The 16,336-nt window shown below is 63.6% G+C and carries 12 protein-coding genes and 1 pseudogene; 8 read left to right on the top strand and 5 right to left on the bottom strand.

What is annotated here, in order from left to right:
• Positions 1–8: 8 nt before the first annotated feature.
• Genes HWX53_RS13180 through HWX53_RS13170 form a run of 3 tightly spaced genes read right to left on the bottom strand, consistent with a single transcriptional unit; the run spans position 9 to position 5,311 of the window.
• On the bottom strand, positions 9–3,209 hold the full coding sequence (locus tag HWX53_RS13180) for an efflux RND transporter permease subunit (protein ID WP_175941435.1): 3,201 nt from the start codon (positions 3,207–3,209) through the stop codon (positions 9–11).
• A gap of 31 nt (positions 3,210–3,240) precedes the next feature.
• Positions 3,241–4,437, bottom strand: coding sequence for an efflux RND transporter periplasmic adaptor subunit (locus tag HWX53_RS13175; protein WP_175941433.1), 1,197 nt, complete (start codon positions 4,435–4,437; stop codon positions 3,241–3,243).
• 55 nt (positions 4,438–4,492) lie between these two features.
• A complete protein-coding gene (locus HWX53_RS13170; RefSeq protein ID WP_175941431.1) occupies positions 4,493–5,311 on the bottom strand; it encodes an alpha/beta hydrolase in 819 nt (272 codons plus the stop codon).
• Positions 5,312–5,527: 216 nt separating this feature from the next.
• On the opposite strand from HWX53_RS13170, the pseudogene HWX53_RS13165 reads away from it, so the two are divergent.
• From HWX53_RS13165 to HWX53_RS13150, 4 genes and pseudogenes are all read left to right on the top strand, one after another.
• Positions 5,528–6,436: pseudogene (locus tag HWX53_RS13165) on the top strand (LysR family transcriptional regulator); the annotation flags it as partial.
• A gap of 355 nt (positions 6,437–6,791) precedes the next feature.
• Positions 6,792–7,130 carry a DUF4148 domain-containing protein gene (locus HWX53_RS13160; protein ID WP_175941427.1) on the top strand — a complete coding sequence of 113 codons (339 nt, stop codon included), beginning with the start codon at positions 6,792–6,794 and terminating at the stop codon, positions 7,128–7,130.
• Positions 7,131–7,170: 40 nt separating this feature from the next.
• A complete protein-coding gene (locus tag HWX53_RS13155; protein ID WP_175941425.1) occupies positions 7,171–7,317 on the top strand; it encodes a hypothetical protein in 147 nt (48 codons plus the stop codon).
• A gap of 1,382 nt (positions 7,318–8,699) precedes the next feature.
• On the top strand, positions 8,700–9,164 hold the full coding sequence (locus tag HWX53_RS13150) for a DUF3331 domain-containing protein (protein WP_175941423.1): 465 nt from the start codon (positions 8,700–8,702) through the stop codon (positions 9,162–9,164).
• A 56-nt stretch (positions 9,165–9,220) separates the two neighbouring features.
• On the opposite strand, the gene HWX53_RS13145 is transcribed toward HWX53_RS13150, so the two are convergent.
• The gene (locus HWX53_RS13145) at positions 9,221–9,835 is read right to left on the bottom strand and encodes an NAD(P)-dependent oxidoreductase (protein ID WP_175941421.1); all 615 of its coding nucleotides are present in this window, start codon (positions 9,833–9,835) and stop codon (positions 9,221–9,223) included.
• Between the two features lie 436 nt (positions 9,836–10,271).
• On the opposite strand from HWX53_RS13145, the gene HWX53_RS13140 reads away from it, so the two are divergent.
• Both HWX53_RS13140 and HWX53_RS13135 read left to right on the top strand, forming a co-directional pair.
• Positions 10,272–10,469: a hypothetical protein gene (locus HWX53_RS13140; protein ID WP_159833576.1), complete on the top strand. Its 198-nt coding sequence runs from the start codon at positions 10,272–10,274 to the stop codon at positions 10,467–10,469.
• A gap of 253 nt (positions 10,470–10,722) precedes the next feature.
• Positions 10,723–11,370: a phosphoribosyltransferase gene (locus HWX53_RS13135; RefSeq protein ID WP_175941419.1), complete on the top strand. Its 648-nt coding sequence runs from the start codon at positions 10,723–10,725 to the stop codon at positions 11,368–11,370.
• On the opposite strand, the gene mdeB is transcribed toward HWX53_RS13135, so the two are convergent.
• On the bottom strand, positions 11,367–14,081 hold the full coding sequence (gene mdeB, locus HWX53_RS13130) for an alpha-ketoglutarate dehydrogenase (protein ID WP_175941417.1): 2,715 nt from the start codon (positions 14,079–14,081) through the stop codon (positions 11,367–11,369). The genes HWX53_RS13135 and mdeB overlap by 4 nt on opposite strands.
• Positions 14,082–14,219: 138 nt before the next feature.
• Here mdeB and HWX53_RS13125 point away from each other — a divergent pair, with 138 nt between their 5' ends.
• Positions 14,220–14,750, top strand: coding sequence for an Lrp/AsnC family transcriptional regulator (locus HWX53_RS13125; RefSeq protein WP_175941415.1), 531 nt, complete (start codon positions 14,220–14,222; stop codon positions 14,748–14,750).
• Between the two features lie 664 nt (positions 14,751–15,414).
• Positions 15,415–16,311, top strand: a complete 897-nt coding sequence (locus HWX53_RS13120; protein ID WP_175941413.1) for a DUF4922 domain-containing protein — start codon at positions 15,415–15,417, stop codon at positions 16,309–16,311.
• Positions 16,312–16,336 lie beyond the last annotated feature (25 nt).

The following is a 16,336-nucleotide window of genomic DNA, read 5'->3' as shown; positions in this document are numbered from 1 at the left end:
TATCGACCTCATTGCGCCTCGTACGAAGCGCCGATACCGCGCATCTGCGGATGCGTGCCATGCTTGTCCGTCACATGTTCGGTGCGGCTCAGCTTGCGCAGAATCACGTAGAACACCGGCGTGAGCATCAGGCCGAAGAGCGTCACGCCCAACATGCCGAAGAACACCGCGACGCCCATTGCATGCCGCATCTCAGAGCCTGCGCCCGACGACAATACGAGCGGCACCACGCCCATGATGAACGCGATGGACGTCATCAGAATCGGACGCAGACGCAGGCGGCTGGCTTCGATTGCGGCCTGCACGATGGAGCGCCCCTGCATTTCCAGTTCGCGTGCGAATTCGACAATCAGAATCGCGTTCTTCGCGGACAAGCCCACGAGCACCATCAAGCCGATCTGCGTGAAGATGTTGTTGTCGCCGTCGGTGAGCCATACGCCGAGCAGCGCGGACAAGATACTCATCGGCACGATCAGGATGACCGCGAGCGGCAGCGTCAGGCTTTCATACAGCGCGGCAAGCACCAGGAACACGAGCAGCACGCTGATCGGGAAGACCCACAGCGCCGCATTGCCCGCGAGGATCTGCTGATACGTGAGATCGGTCCATTCGAACTTGATCCCGCGCGGCAACACTTCCGCTGCGATGCGTTCGGCCGCCGCCTGCGCCTGCCCCGACGAATAGCCGGGCGCGGGACCGCCGTTGATGTCCGCTGCGGTATAGCCGTTGTAGCGCACCACCATTTCGGGGCCATACGTCGGCGAGACTTTCACGAGCGACGACAAAGGCACCATGTCGCCATTCGCATTGCGCGTCTTCAGCAGGCCGATGTCTTCCGGATTCGCGCGGAACGGCGCATCCGCTTGCACGCGCACTTGATACACGCGGCCGAAGCGATTGAAGTCGTTCACATACAGCGAGCCGAGATAGACCTGCATGGTGTCGAAGACATCGGTGACGGACACACCAAGTTGCTTCGCCTTCACGCGGTCCAGATCGACGTTCAGCTGCGGCACGTTGATCTGATAGCTGGAGAACGTCGGCCCGAGTTCCGGCGTTTGCGATGCACGCTTGATGAATGCCTGCGTGGCATCGGCGAGCGCCGCATAGCCGAGCGCGCCGCGATCTTCGAGTTGCATCTTGAAGCCGCCGAGCGTACCCAAGCCCAGCACCGGCGGCGGCGGGAACACGGCGATGAACGATCCCTTGATGCCCGCATACTTCTGATTCAGCGCGCCTGCGATGGCGTTCGCGGAAAGCGCCTTGTCATGCACACGGTCCTTGAAGGGCTTGAGCGTGACGAACACGATGCCCGCGCTCGACGAATTGGTGAAGCCATTCACTGACAAGCCCGGAAACTCCACCGCGCTTTCCACGCCCGGCTGCTTCAGAGCGATGGCGCTCATTTCGCGGATCACGCCTTCTGTACGGTCGAGCGATGCGCCGTTCGGCAACTGCGCGAAGCTGATCAGATACTCCTTGTCCTGCGCGGGCACGAAGCCGCCGGGGACGATCTTGCCCATCAATACCGCGCCGCCGAGCAGCACCGCATAGAGCACCATCATGATCGCCTTGCGGTTGATGACGCCCTTCACGCCCTTGCTGTACGACTCGGAGCCACGATGAAACACCGCGTTGAAGCGCCGGAAGAAGCCACCGAACACGCGATCCATGCCGCGCGTGAGCCAGTCCTTCGGCTCGTCGTGACCCTTGAGCAGCAGCGCGGCCAGTGCAGGCGAGAGCGTCAGCGAGTTGAACGCGGAGATGACCGTCGAGATGGCGATGGTCATCGCGAACTGCTTGTAGAACTGGCCGGTCAAGCCGGACATGAACGCGAGCGGCACGAACACGGCCACCAGCGTCAGCGCAATCGCGATGATCGGCCCGCTCACTTCGCGCATGGCCTGATACGTCGCCTCTCGCGCGGACAAGCCCGCTTCGATGTTGCGCTCGACGTTCTCGACCACCACGATCGCATCGTCCACGACGATACCGATGGCGAGCACCATGCCGAAGAGCGACAGCGCGTTGATCGAGAAACCGAATGCGAGCAACAGCGAGAACGTACCGACGATCGAGACCGGCACGGCAAGCAGCGGAATGATCGACGCACGCCACGTCTGCAAGAACACGATCACCACGAGCACGACGAGCGCAATGGCTTCCGCGAGCGTATGGATCACGGCTTCGATACTGGAACGCACGAACTGCGTCGGGTCATAGACGATCTGATATTCGAGGCCTGCGGGCATGTCCGCCTGCAGTTCCTTCATCGTCTTGCGCACTTCGTCGGAGATTTGCAGTGAGTTCGCGCCAGGCTGCTGATTGATCGCGATAGCCACGGCCGACTTGTTGTCGAGCAACGAGCGCAAGCCGTATTCGGACGCCGCCAGTTCGACACGCGCGACATCGCCCAGATGCGTGACCGCGCCATCGGGGGAGGTCTTCAGCACGATATCGCGGAACTCCGACTCGTTCTGCAAGCGTCCGCGCGCATTCACGTTCAGTTGCAGCGGCACGTTAGGCAGCGTGGGCGAACCGCCGATCACGCCGGCCGCGACCTGCACGTTCTGCTCGCGAATGGCGTTGACGACATCGGTCGCCGTCAGCCCGCGCTGCGCGACCTTCTGCGGATCGAGCCAGACACGCATCGAGTAATCGCCCGAGCCCCACAGTTGCACTTCGCCGACGCCGGCAATGCGTTCAAGCCGGTCCTTCACGTTGATCAGCGCGTAATTGCGCAGATATGTCATGTCGTAACGGCCGTTGGGCGAGTTCAGGTGGACCACCATCGTGAGCGTGGGCGACGACTTGATCGTCGTGACGCCGAGCCGCTGCACGTCTTGCGGCAGACGCGGCAACGCCTGATTCACGCGGTTCTGCACGAGCTGCGTGTTCTTGTCCGGATCGGTGCCGAGCTTGAACGTGACCGTGGTCGTCAGGTTGCCGTCGCTGTTGGCCTGCGACTGCATGTAGAGCATGTCCTCTACGCCGTTGATCTGCTCTTCGAGCGGCGAAGCGACGGTCTCCGCGATCACCTTCGGATTCGCGCCCGGATACTGCGCATGCACGACCACCGAAGGCGGCACGACTTCCGGATACTCGGAGATCGGCAGCCTGAACATCGCGATGATGCCGGCCAGCAGCACGACCACCGATAACACGCCCGCAAAGATCGGGCGGTCGATGAAGAATTTGGATATGTTCATGACGGGTTCTGTTCGTTACGAATGACGCGCATCACTGTGCCGATGCGGTCTTCACCGCGGGCGCATCGCCGGCGTTGTTCATGGCGACGGCGTTGACCTTCACGACATCGTTCGGACGCACGCGCTGCAAGCCGTTCACGACGATGCGCTCGCCCGGAGCGAGGCCCTTAGCGATCACGCGCAGGCCGTCATGCGTCTGCCCCAGCGTGACTTCGCGGTATTGCACGCGGCTGTCCTTGTCCACGACCATCACGTACTTCTTGTCCTGATCCGTGCCGATGGCGGCGTCGTCGACGAGCACTGCCGGATGCGGCGTGCCGCCGCCCACCTTGATGCGTGCGTAGAGCCCCGGCACGAGCGATCCATCCGGGTTGTTGAAGCGCGCGCGCACGCGGATGGTGCCGGACGTCGTATCGAGCCGGTTATCGACCGAATCGACGACGCCTTCGCGCGAATAGCCGTCCTCGTTCGCCAGGCCCAACGAGACCGGCACGGTGCTGCCCGCATCGCGTCCGAGATAGCGCAGGTACGTCTGCTCGTCCACATCGAACGAGGCGTAGATCGGCGAAACGGAGACGAGCGTCGTCAGAAGCGGCGCGTTCGCGCCCGTCGACACGATGTTCCCGACCGTCAGTTCAGCGCGCGAGACGCGGCCCGACACCGGCGCGACGATATGCGTGTACGCGAGGTTGATCTTCGCGGCTTCGAGCGCGGCCTGCGCGGCCTTCAGATTCGCGACGGCCTCGCGGGCGGCGTTCTGCTTCTCGTCGTAGTCGCGCTTCGCAATGGCGTTGTCGGCGAGCAGACGTTCGGCGCGCGCCGCGTCCGTCGACGTATAGCCGTTACGGGCCTGCGCCGCCGCGAGCTGCGCCTGTGCGCGATCCACTTCGGCTTCGTAGGGACGCGGATCGATGGTAAAGAGCGGGTCGCCCTTCTTCACGAGCGCGCCGTCCTTGAAATGAACCGCGACGATGGTGCCGGGCACGAGTGGACGAATGTCCACGTGATTCACCGCTTCGAGCCTGCCGGAATAGCTTTGCCAATCCGTGATGGTCTTCGACACGACGGTCGCCACGTCCACTTCGGTGGCGGTCGGACTGTGTGCCGCGGCGCGCGCCTGATTGATGGCCGCGTCGCCCTGGCCGCGCCAGACGGTATAGCCGCCCGCGCCTGCGATGATCAGCGTCGCGCCTAGCGCGGCGTAGATGCGTTTGCGAGTGAACATCATGATGGAAAGCTCCGGTTGCGTTGAGTTCGTATTGTTGTGGTGCGTGGCTTTGCGCTTATGTGGTGCGCGCGAGCCGTTTCCTGAAGAAGGCGACGACATCCTTCAATGCCGCCGCGTGCGCCGCGAGCGCCTGGTGCGATGCCTTGCAGTGGCGCGTGACTTCGGTCGGCACGCCCGCCGCAATGAGTTCGGCCGCGTATTTCTCGGCTTCGATATGCAGCAGGTCATGCTCCGCGCTCGCGATCAATGCAGGAGGCAAGCCAGCGAGACGCCGCGATTCGAGCGGCGCCGCGTACGGATGCAAACGTTGCGACGGGTTCGGCAAGTACGCGCGATAGCACCGCGCGCACTCGCTGAGTTCGAGATCGGGGCACAGAACCTTGCGCTCGTCGGCCACGCGCGTCATGCTCGGATCGAGCAGCGGCGCGAGCAGCGCCTGCGCCGACACGCGAATGTCGCCGCGATCGCGAGCGATGGCAGCTACGCACGTCGCGAGGTTGCCGCCTGCATCGTGGCCCGCGACGCCCATGCGCTGCGGGTCCGCGCGCTGGCCGCGTGCATGCGCGAAGGCCCATTGCGCCGCGCGATAGCCGTCTTCCGGCGCGGCGGGAAACGGATAGGCCGGCGCGAGCGAATAGCCGACGGAGACGACCCACGCCGGCGTATCGCGTGCGATGGTCGAAGCGGCGATGTCGGCATCGTCCAGATTGCCGTGTGTAAAACCACCGCCATGAAAATAGAGCACGATGGGCAAGACAGTGCCATCGGATGCCGGGCGATAGCTTCGCAGCACGATTGGCTGGACGTGCCCTGCGATATGCACCTCTTCGATGCACAGTCTCGGGCGTTGCTCCTGATCCAGCAGTGTTGCCATGGTTATTCCGTTCGCACGGCCTTGCGTACAAGGCGTCCGCGCATGAGTTGCGATGGTGCGAATTCTGGAGTCCACGCCTTTTTAGATAAATGCCTATAATCCGGCAACACAATTCGGTCGCCCCGAACAATCGGGGCAATCGTGGCTAGACCGCGCAATTCATTTCTTAGCCACCCGCTTAATTCCTCGCTCACTCAGCATCGAAGGTACGAGAACATGGATCGGCTACAAGCAATGCAGGTCTTTACCCGCGTCGTCGACACGAACAGCTTTTCGCGGGCAGCGGATACGCTCAATCTGCCACGCGCGTCCGTGACGACGATCATTCAAAACCTCGAAGCGTTTCTCAACGTGCGCCTGCTTCAGCGCACGACGCGCAGGCTCAATCTCACGCCGGACGGCGCGGCTTATTACGAGCGCTGCGTGCGCATCCTCGCGGATATCGAAGAAGCGGAAAGCACGTTCTCTAATAACGGCAAAGGCCCGCACGGCAAGCTGCGCGTGGACATGCCGGGCGCAATCGGGCGTCTGATCGTGATGCCTCAGCTATGCGATTTCCACACGCGCTATCCGGATATCGAACTGATGATGGGCTTCGGCGACAAGCCCGTCGATCTCATTCAGGAAGGCGTCGATTGCGTGATTCGCGTGGGCACGCTGCAGGATTCGAGTCTCGTCGCGCGGCGCATCGGCGTGTTCCAGGGCGTGACGGTGGCGAGTCCGCAATATCTGGAGCGTCACGGCACGCCCAAGACGCTCGACGATTTGCAGAACCACACGGCGGTCAATTATTTCTCGAGTCGCACGGGCCGCATCATGGATATGGATTTCGTCGTGGACGGTGAAACCATCGAAGTGAAGATGCGCGGCATGATCGCGGTGAACGACGCCGAAGCGTATCTCAGCTGCGGGCTGAAGGGCGTCGGCATCGTGCAGGTCGCGCGTTTCATGGCGCTGCCTTATTTGCGCTCGGGCGAACTCGTCGAAGTCTTGCCGCAATGGAATCCCTTGCCGATGCCTATTTCCGCGGTCTATCCGCACAACCGGCACTTGTCGCCGAAAGTGCGCGTGTTCGTGGACTGGGTTGCCGAGCTATTCGAGCGCTGCCCATTGCTGCAAGGACAGAAGGATGCGGAAGAGCGTTGCCTGCCGACGAGCACTGCATCGCCGATGATCGTGCGTCATGGCACGCCCGAAGTGGCAGGCACGGCAGACGTCGTCGTTTAACGAAACACCGCTGTTCTTCTCGTTGCTCACATGCTTTCCATCGCCATGATGGAAAGCATTTCTCTCATTTCCCGCTTACTTCAATGACGACGCCGCGAGCGATTATTCGCGGATGTCGATAAATCTATTCGCGGATGGGGCATTTATCCGCCGACACCGCGCGACTACATTTCGTCCTGCCACGACGCATCGCTCAAAGTGAACAGTGCGCCGTATCCCGATGCATATGGAACGGATGGAAAGGAGTCGCAACATGAAAAGCTTTATCGTCGCGAGTGTCTCGCTTGCCGCTATCTCTGCCGTCATTTCGAGCACGGCTTTCGCTGAAGGCGGACAAGGCATTGGCCGTGCGGGGACGTATCTGACTCAGACCACGTCGAGCACGAGCGAAGCACCGAAGACGCGCGCGCAAGTCCGTGCCGAACTTGCAGCGGCTTACTCCGACGGCTCGCTGCCGGCGTTGAATCGCAATAGCTATCCGTCGCGCAGCATGTGGGGCGATGCGGTCGCCGCTCAAGCGGAAGCGCGCAATCGCGGGATCGTCGAGTATGCGAATGGATCGCCGGTGCGAAACAATGTCGTCGCGCGGTGATTTACTTCGGCTGACTAACTACATAGCAATGAGGTCGATTATGTTCGATAACACGTCGCTCGAACAATTCTCCATGCTCGACGACTTCGCGCCGACTGCGCCCGTGTGGCGGCCGTTCGTGCAGCCGGCATCGACCGACGCGTTGCAGGCCGCGAAAGAATGCGGTGAAGATGCTGCGCTTTCATGAGCGAAGTCAGCTCGGTAATGCAGAGCCGATAGCGCCCGCGAGTCTCTCGACCGTGGGCGCGATTTGCGCGTTAGGAATACCCGCGGGGCCGCGCATCCGCCCTTTAGCGCGCGGCCGTGGGGTGCTGGACGAACAAGCGGCGTGACGGAAGCTGCTGCGGACACGTGGCCGGTTGTCTCGGCAATTCAGCAGCAAAGGTACTCCCGCCCCTGCCGACCGTTGCGGCATGGATTAGGCCGTTCGCCTTTGCAACCGGATTCGGGAAGTCGTCGTCATTCTTCCACGTTCACGGCGGTCCTACGGCGGCTGGACGTGGACGGCTCACCGCTGCTGTTCCGCCTGACGCGCGACTCTCTGGATCGCCTGCAGATCGCGCCCGCTATGCGACTGTGGGCGCAAATGAGGCGAGGCCCCGACAACTGCTCACCGTCGGACGGTTGCTGACTTGTTCTTGGCGCGTTTCTACGCGTGCGCTAACCGCTTTTGGCGCGGGCGTATCCAGTCCAGGGCGGTGGTGGTGGATCGGGTCGCCGCCTTCCGGGGCGGGCATCGGCGTTGGATCGCGCGGCGCCACGCGGCCCGTTTCTTCTCAGACGGTCCGCTTCGCGCGCTGGCAGCCGCTGTGCTTCCTGAGCCTGAACCTGAGCGATCGGGCTCGCCATGCGTGCACGAACTCCGCGAATTCACCTGCCGACGTCGTTAAGGCGCTCGACTTCTTCGTCCGCGGTCAGGCGCGATGTGCGCATTCGCAATCTCCTCGCTGCAGTCCTCGACACGACTATGACTTGCACAAGCGGATAAGAAACTCTCCCGCGCAAACGTTCGCTATCTGCCCGTCTCCGCGCTAGTACTTCCTCCGACCGGCTTACGGACTGGCTCCAGCGCGCGGTCCTGACCAGGCCGAGACCGCGCTGATGGACCGGCGCACGGCCACTGGCGGCAAGGATCGACGTGGGGCCACGAGCTAGCGTCAAGGCCGTCCGCCTTCGGATGTCGCTCTGCTTCGCGCCGTTCAGACGCGATCCGTGCACTCGGAGCAAACAGGCGCCACGTTTTCCACCGCCGCCGCAAGGGGCGCCGCGCTATTCTTGCGAAAGAAACCCCATCGCGCATGCGGACAAGACGCCCGATTCGTTTCCCTGACGCGGCTAAACAGCGCCGTGCCGACCGGCCCACCGCCAACGGCGAGGCCCAACGCAAAGCCCCGCTGCATAAGGCTCCGCAGCGCCCCGGGAGTCCAGCCGGCGGCCCGCTCGCGAACGTCGTCCGCTGCCGCTTCGGATTATTCGCACTAACGGGACAGTGTTTTCACCTATCCCGTATTTATCGGAATATGCTTAATGACGTACGTTCTAGGTCGAGTCAAAGCCTGGAACAATGCCATGACAGCTTTTTCGAAAAGAGCGGACCCGTGGTCACAGACCGTCCACCAACTTGAAACCATCCCCGTCGAGTCGGGGCGGACCGCGCCGTCGCAGAAGACGGCTCGCGCCGAAAGCGCCTTCCTCGAACGCCTGACCCGCGACTGGAATCGCACGCATCCGCGCGAGTCGAATGACCGCTTGCCTTTCCCGCAAGCCATCGTGCGCGTGATCGAGCGCCCGAGCAGCGCGACCGCGCTCGTTTATTGGTCCGACCCGGGAACGTGCCATTACGGCTATCAGGGCTGGCGCGCCACCACCGCGTCCGGCGACGGCGTGTGCTCGCTCTCGGGCATGCCGATTCATCGCGGGGATCAGGTTTATCGGCCGTCGCAGCGCGACCCGAAGCCCCAGAACGCATCGGCGATGATTCTCGCCGCCGCGATGCCCAAGACCGAGGAAGTCGAAGCCGACGCCCACGGCTGACGAATGGGGGGCGGGCGGGCGGCGCAGGCGGCGCCGCTCCGTGCGGCCGCCTGCGGTCAATAGCCGACCGTGAACCGCTGCTTGATATGCGCCCCGCGTTCGAACTCGTCGAGGAACGCGATCGCGAAATCGTCGAAGGAAATCCAGCTTCGGCCGTTGGCATCGACCAGTAGTTCGTCGACGCCCGTGCGAAACCGCTGCGTGCGCGGGCCGCTCACGAACTCCGCCGACGGCGACACGAACGTCCAGTTCAGTTCGCGGTCGCGGCGCAGGGCGTCGAGAAACGCGGCGCCCGCTGTCGCTTCCGCGCGGTAGGCGTCCGGAAAGCCCGGGGCGTCGAGCAGGCGCTGGCCGGGCGCGAGATACAGGCTGCCCGCCCCGCCCACGACCAAGAGCCGCTCCACGCCCGCGCGCTTCACCGCGCCCACGATCGCGCTCTCGGGCACGGTCGAAAAACGCGTCGCGCTGAAGACGGCGTCGTGTCCGGCGATGGCATCGGCGAGCGCGTCGAGATCGAGCGCATCCACGTCTCGCGCGTCGAGACCTTCGCGCGTTTCCAGCTTCGACGTGTCGCGGGCAAGCGCCGTCACGGTGTGTCCGCGCCGCAACGCTTCGTGCGTGAGCCGGCTTCCGACATTGCCGGTAGCGCCGATGATCGCGATCCTGCTCATGTTTCTTTTCTCCTTGTTTTACCGCGCGCGCATGGTCGTCGCGCGCGCCTCTCGCGCCGGATGCCGATAAGGAACGTCGAGTGAGCGGTCCTGATGGTTCGGATTCCTTTCCGCGAACAGCCTTTGGCGAGAACGATCGTACGGCACGCCGCTCGCTCGAGCGACGCGCCCGATGCGGGGATGCAATTTCCGCGCCGCTTTGTCGCATCCGCACCCGATACCGCTCCGGCTGCGTCATAAGAAAAAATCGCTTCGCCCGAGGCGCGCCGCCGTTACACTAGAGCCCCCGCGCTCTTTGACATTGCGTCATTACGGCGAATACCGGCGCGCCGGACGCGTGTGTTTCGGATGCGTGCTCAATCGAAGTCGTCAATTTGTCACGACACTGGTTTATCTTGCAGGTCCTCGCCGCTCCCTTACCGGAAAGGAGTTAATCGTGAAGAATCCGCAATTGCAGAGTGCCATCGAAGGACGCAACAATCCGGCAGGCGAGACTGCCTACGAGCCGATTCCGGTCGGCGCTGCGCCCGCCGAGTCAGCCGAGAAAACGGGCTACTCGGACTCGCTGGACATTCCGCTCAATTACGGTATCGTGATGGACGCTCTCAGGGACGCAGTGCGCGCGAATCTCTGAGCGTTCAAATCCCTCATGCGAAAGCGCCCCCGAGTCGGGGCGCTTTTTTTTCGCCGGGGCGGTTCGTGGCGCGCCGCCGTGCGCGTGCGCGCGTTCACATGTGTAACAGACGATTTATCGCCTACGATGTAGGAAAGCTCCCTTGGCGGATGCGCGCGAACGCCCGGCGACCCGCGCCGTGCGCCCATCACGCGCGCCTCGGCGTGATGTCGATCAGGACGACAGCCCCACGCGCAGGCAAGACCCAAGCCACATGAACTCCTTCTTCAAGGACCGGCGCGAAGCCGGCCGCGAACTCGCCACGCTGCTCGCGGATTACGCGAACCGCGACGACGTGATCGTGCTCGGCCTCCCGCGCGGCGGCGTGCCGGTAGCCTTCGAAGTGGCGAGCGCGCTTGGCGCTGCGTTGGACGCACTCATCGTGCGCAAGCTGGGCGTGCCGTCGCAGCCCGAGCTTGCGATGGGCGCTATCGCGTCCGGCGATGCTTTCTATCTCGATGACCGCATCGTCGGCTATGCGGGCGTCAGCAAGCCCCAACTCGACGCCGTGATCGAGGGCGAGCGCGCCGAACTGGCCCGGCGCGAGGCGATGTATCGCGGATCGCGTCCGCCGCTCGATACCGCCGGCAAGGTCGCGATCGTCGTGGACGACGGCATGGCCACCGGCGCCACCATGCGCGCGGCCGCGATGTCGCTGCGCAACGGCGGCGCCGCGCCCGCGCGCCTGATCGCGGCGTTGCCGGTCGCGCCGCTGGATGCGGCGTCGCGCTTCGCCGAAGTCGTCGATTCTTGCGTCTGCGTGCTTCAGCCGCGTCACTTTCTGGGCGTCGGGCAGTTCTACATCGACTTCGACCAGACGAGCGACGACGAAGTGCGCGCGCTTCTAGGACTCAGCGCCTAGCGCGTCCACGGAGCGTCGCGTTCGGCATGCGTCGCGCCGTACTTCTGCCGCGCGAGCCGCAGCACCGCGCGCTCGATCAGGCCGTCGTCCGCCAGCGCTTTCAGCGCCGCTAACACGATGGCCACGCGGTCCACCTCGAAGAACGCGCGCAGCGACTGCCGCGTGTCGCTGCGCCCGAACCCGTCGGTGCCGAGCGTCACGTAACGGCGCGGCACATACGCGCGAATCAGCTCGGGCACCGCGCGCACGTAGTCGGTCGCGGCGATCACCGGCCCGCGCGATGCCTGCAGCGCGCGCGTCACATAGGGCGTCGGCGCGTCGTCGGAGAGGCGGTCCATGCGCTCGCACGCCGCGCCATCGCGATGCAGTTCCGCATAGCTCGTCACGCTCCACACGGCCGCCGCGATGTTCCAGTCGGCTTCGAGCATGGCGCGCGCAGCGATCGCCTCGTTCAGAATCGCGCCCGAACCGAGCAGTTGCACCTGAGCGCTACTCGCCTCGTCGTCGCCGGAAATGCGGTGGATGCCGCGCAGAATGCCTTCGCGCGTGGCCGGATCGAGCGTCTTGCCGGGCGCGGAGGGTTGCGCGTAGTTCTCGTTTGTGACGGTGAGGTAGTAGAACACGTCGCGTTGACGCGTCAACATCTCCTGCATGCCCTCGTCGACGATCGCCGCGACTTCGTAGGCAAACGCGGGATCGTAGGCGCGGCAGTTCGGAATGGTCGATGCCGTCAGATGACTCGTGCCGTCCTGATGCTGCAATCCCTCGCCGCCGAGCGTCGTTCGCCCGGACGTCGCGCCGATCAGAAAGCCGCGCGAACGCTGATCCGCCGCCGCGAAAATCAGATCGCCGATGCGCTGAAAGCCGAACATCGAGTAGTAGATGTAGAACGGCAGCATCGGCAGATCGTGGACGCTATAGGACGTCGCCGCCGCGATCCACGACGAAATCGCGCCGGCCTCGGAAATGCCCTCTTCGAGAATCTGCCCGCGCGTGTCCTCGCGGTAGTAGAGCATCGAGCCCAAGTCTTCCGGCTCGTAAAGCTGGCCGAGCGGCGAATAGATGCCCACCTGCCGGAACAGATTCGCCATGCCGAAGGTGCGCGCCTCGTCGGCCACAACGGGCACGATGCGCGGGCCGAGCGTCGCGTCCTTCATCAGACTGCCGAGCATGCGCACGAACGCCATCGTCGTCGACATCTCCTTGCCGGCGCTGTCGAGGGCGAATTGCGCCCACGTGCCGAGCGCGGGCGGCACGAGCGATTCCGACGCCTTCGCGCGTCGCCGCGGCAGGTAGCCGCCGAGCGCCGCGCGACGTTCGTGCAGATAGCGCATTTCCGGGGCGTCGTCGGCGGGCTTGTAGAACTTAAGCGCCTCGACGTCGGCATCGGAAAGCGGCAAGCGAAAGCGGTCACGGAACGCTTTCAGGTGGTCGAGGTCCAGCTTCTTTTGCTGATGCGTGGTCATGCGGCCCTGCCCGACCGTTCCCATGCCGAAGCCTTTCATCGTCTTCGCGAGGATCACCGTCGGCTGGCCCTTGTGGGCGAGCGCTTTGGCGTACGCCGCATGCAGCTTGCGCACGTCGTGGCCGCCGCGCCGCAAACGGTCGATGTCTTCATCCGACAAATGCGCAGCGAGCGCGGCCAGTTCCGGGTTCTGGCCGAAGAAGCGCTCGCGGTTGTAGCGGCCGTCGTTCGCGGAGAAGGTCTGAAACTGGCCGTCGACGGTATGCGCGAACGCGCGCAGCAGCGCGCCGGTGCGGTCGCGCGCGAAAAGCGCGTCCCAGTCCGATCCCCACAGCACCTTGATCACGTTCCAGCCCGCGCCGGTGAACTGCGCTTCGAGTTCGTCGACAATGCGCCCGTTGCTGCGCACCGGTCCATCCAGCCGCTGCAGATTGCAGTTGATGACGAACACGAGGTTGTCGAGCCGTTCACGCGAAGCCAGCGACAGCGCGCCGATCGACTCAGGCTCGTCCATCTCGCCATCGCCGAAAAAGCCCCAGACCTTGCGCCCTTCCGTCTGCTTCAGGCCACGGTTTTGCAGATAGCGCATGAAGCGCGCTTGGTAGATCGAGTTGATCGGCCCGATGCCCATGGAGCCGGTCGGAAACTGCCAGAAATCAGGCATCAGCCACGGATGCGGATACGAGCACAGCCCCGGCCCGCCGATCTCGCGCCTGTAGTGCTGCAAATGCGCTTCATCGAGGAAGCCTTCGAGGAAGGCCCGCGCATACACGCCCGGCGACGAGTGCGGCTGAAAGTAGATGAGATCGCCGCCGTGGTCGTTGCCCGCTGCGCGAAAGAAGTGGTTGAAGCCCACTTCGAAGAGATCGGCGGCCGACGCGTAGCTCGCGATATGGCCGCCGAGTTCGCCGTAGGCGCGGTTCGCGCGCACGACCATTGCCAGCGCGTTCCAGCGCAGCACGCCGGCGAGTTTCTCTTCGATCTCGAAGTTGCCCGGATACGGCGGCTGCTGTTCGACAGGAATGGTGTTGGCGTATGGCGTCGCGCGGGCCCGCGCCGATTCGACGCCGACCGACAGCGCATGCTCCGCGAGGCGGTCGAACAGATACTGCGCGCGCTCCTTCCCGACGTGAGCAACGACCGCATCGAGCGCATCGAGCCACTCGGCTGTTTCGCCGGGGTCCGCGTCTTCACGCCCCCGCGCAAGAGAAAGAAGCTGACTGGTTCCGTTCGACAAATCGGTCATGGCGCGGCTCCGCTGGCAGGCTAGTATCAGTCGAGGATAACCAGTCGCGCGCAGAATGTGCATCTCATTTGGCTGCGAGATCGCTTTGCGGTAGTGTTCTTATTCTGCGAAAAGGCACGAAACAGGAACATCTGAACTATGAGCTCACAGACGAAGCAGCGGCTCGACCGCATCGACATCGGCATTCTCAACGAGCTTCAACAGAATGCGCGCATCACGAATTCGGAGCTTGCCCGCGCCGTCAATCTGTCGCCGACGCCGTGCTTCAATCGCGTGCGCGCGCTGGAGAAAGCCGGGCTTTTCAGGCAACACGTCACGCTGCTCAGTCCAGAGGCGCTGGGACTCAGCATCAACGTGTTCATTCAGGTGAGTCTGGAGAAGCAGATCAAGGACGCGCTGGCGCGCTTCGAGCAGGCGATCAGCGAGCGCCCGGAGGTCATGGAGTGTTATCTGATGACGGGGGATGCCGACTATCTGCTGCGCGTGGTGCTGCCCGACGTGGCAGCGCTGGAGCGCTTCATCCTGGAGCGGCTCACAAAGATGCCGGGCGTGTCGAACATTCGCTCGAGCTTCGCACTCAAGCAGGTGCGCTACAAAACGGCGCTGCCGCTACCAGCGTCCGGTCTGACGTTGCCGGAGCCAAAGAACGCAGAGGAAGACTGGGCGTGACTTGTCCGATGACAAAGGCTCCCATGAAAGGGAGCCTTCGAACAACCGGGGTTCGCTCTCACGAAGAGAGCGGCACTCTTACGCCGAGATGTTGATATCGACGGTCGTGTTGGTCGACGACGAGCTCGATGCCTTGGCGGTACCGCCAGCGATGTTTGCTTGAGCCAGAGCAGCGCGTTCGATCTTTTGCATGTGCATACCTTCTTGAATAACGGTTGAAGCGATAGTGCTGTAACGCCGAGGTCGCAGCCTTAAGCCGTGATCGTCACGGAGACGTTGGTGGTGGACGAAGACGTGCTCGACGCCTTGGCGGTGCCACCAGCGATGTTTGCCTGAACCAGAGCTGCGCGGTCGATCTTTTGCATGAGAGTGCCTTTCGCTGAAAACAATAGAATGTGGGTAATACGCCGGCCAGCGTCGCGCTCAGTCATGACGTCTATTCGCCAAGTACAACGAACGGATAACTGCGTTTGCGAACGACTGAGTGCGAGAAAGTCTATCGAAGTCACCGGCCAAAATGAACGCCGAAAAGTCTGAACTATCGGAACAATTCTGTGCTGTTTTGCTGCGCAGATGCTATATAACAGCCGCCCGCAAACAGCTTCTGCACGCAATATGCGCAAAGGCAGCAGAATGCACATTCCGGCAACAACTCGCGAGAAACATGAGCCCATATCCACTGCCAGAAGCGCCTTCATGGCAAGTAGTCGTCGAGCAGACGGCGCGCGCGCTCGCGTGTGGCGCGCTGCGCCCGTTCGACACGGTAGAGCACGTCGTCGAGGAAGGCGGCGTGCGCTTCCTCGTGCGGCAAACGGCGAATCTGGCGCGCAAGGAAGAGGCCGCGAAGCTGGCGGCCAAGTCTGCCACCGATGCGGCAAGCGCGTGGCGCGATCCGTTCTCGCCATGCGAGGACGCGCTGCGCGTCGGTGATATCGGCGAGCGGCATTTCCTGTTGTTGAACAAGTTCAATGTCCTCGCGCACCATCTGCTGATCGTGACCACGCAGTTCGAGCCACAGGAAGCCCTGCTCGATACCGACGATTTCGCCGCCCTGCTCGCGTGCCTGAACCAGTATGACGGGCTCGGCTTCTACAACGGCGGCGCCGTCGCCGGATCGAGCCAGCCGCATAAGCACATGCAGATGGTGCGGCTGCCGCTCGACGGTCTCGCGGCGCCCATCGAGCCGTTGATCCAGAACGCGCGGAACGGCGCGATCTTTCGCGTGCCGGGGCTCGCGTTCGGTCACGCGGCGGCGTGGTTCGACGCCCCGTCCGACAACACGCCAAAACGCGCGCGCGACACGTATCGACGGTTGCTGGACGCAATCGGCGTCGAACCGCTGGATGTCGCCGGGGCAACGCATCAGGCCGTGCCGTACAACTTGCTCGTCACGCGCCGCTGGATGCTCGCGGTGCCGCGCACGGTGGCCGATGTCGAAGGCATCGCGATCAACGCGCTCGGCTTCGCCGGCTCGCTTTTCGTGCGGGACGATGCCCAGCGCCGCATCGTCGAAACGCTGCGGCCGATGAGCCTGCTCGTCCGCGCCGCCGGCCGCGTCTGAGCCGCCGCGCGGGGTTGAAAAGCGC

The organism is Caballeronia sp. BCC1704 (assembly GCF_902833455.1).
Classification (GTDB): Bacteria; Pseudomonadota; Gammaproteobacteria; order Burkholderiales; family Burkholderiaceae; genus Caballeronia.
Note: the sequence above shows the minus strand (reverse complement) of the source record. Positions and strands in the feature narration are given on the sequence as shown.

Coding starts and splice junctions, on each gene's coding strand:
- HWX53_RS13180 (WP_175941435.1), bottom strand. CDS start 3,209: ATGAACATATCCAAATTCTTCATCGACCGCCCGATCTTTGCGGGCGTG.
- HWX53_RS13175 (WP_175941433.1), bottom strand. CDS start 4,437: ATGATGTTCACTCGCAAACGCATCTACGCCGCGCTAGGCGCGACGCTG.
- HWX53_RS13170 (WP_175941431.1), bottom strand. CDS start 5,311: ATGGCAACACTGCTGGATCAGGAGCAACGCCCGAGACTGTGCATCGAA.
- HWX53_RS13160 (WP_175941427.1), top strand. CDS start 6,792: ATGAAAAGCTTTATCGTCGCGAGTGTCTCGCTTGCCGCTATCTCTGCC.
- HWX53_RS13155 (WP_175941425.1), top strand. CDS start 7,171: ATGTTCGATAACACGTCGCTCGAACAATTCTCCATGCTCGACGACTTC.
- HWX53_RS13150 (WP_175941423.1), top strand. CDS start 8,700: ATGACAGCTTTTTCGAAAAGAGCGGACCCGTGGTCACAGACCGTCCAC.
- HWX53_RS13145 (WP_175941421.1), bottom strand. CDS start 9,835: ATGAGCAGGATCGCGATCATCGGCGCTACCGGCAATGTCGGAAGCCGG.
- HWX53_RS13135 (WP_175941419.1), top strand. CDS start 10,723: ATGAACTCCTTCTTCAAGGACCGGCGCGAAGCCGGCCGCGAACTCGCC.
- mdeB (WP_175941417.1), bottom strand. CDS start 14,081: ATGACCGATTTGTCGAACGGAACCAGTCAGCTTCTTTCTCTTGCGCGG.
- HWX53_RS13125 (WP_175941415.1), top strand. CDS start 14,220: ATGAGCTCACAGACGAAGCAGCGGCTCGACCGCATCGACATCGGCATT.
- HWX53_RS13120 (WP_175941413.1), top strand. CDS start 15,415: ATGAGCCCATATCCACTGCCAGAAGCGCCTTCATGGCAAGTAGTCGTC.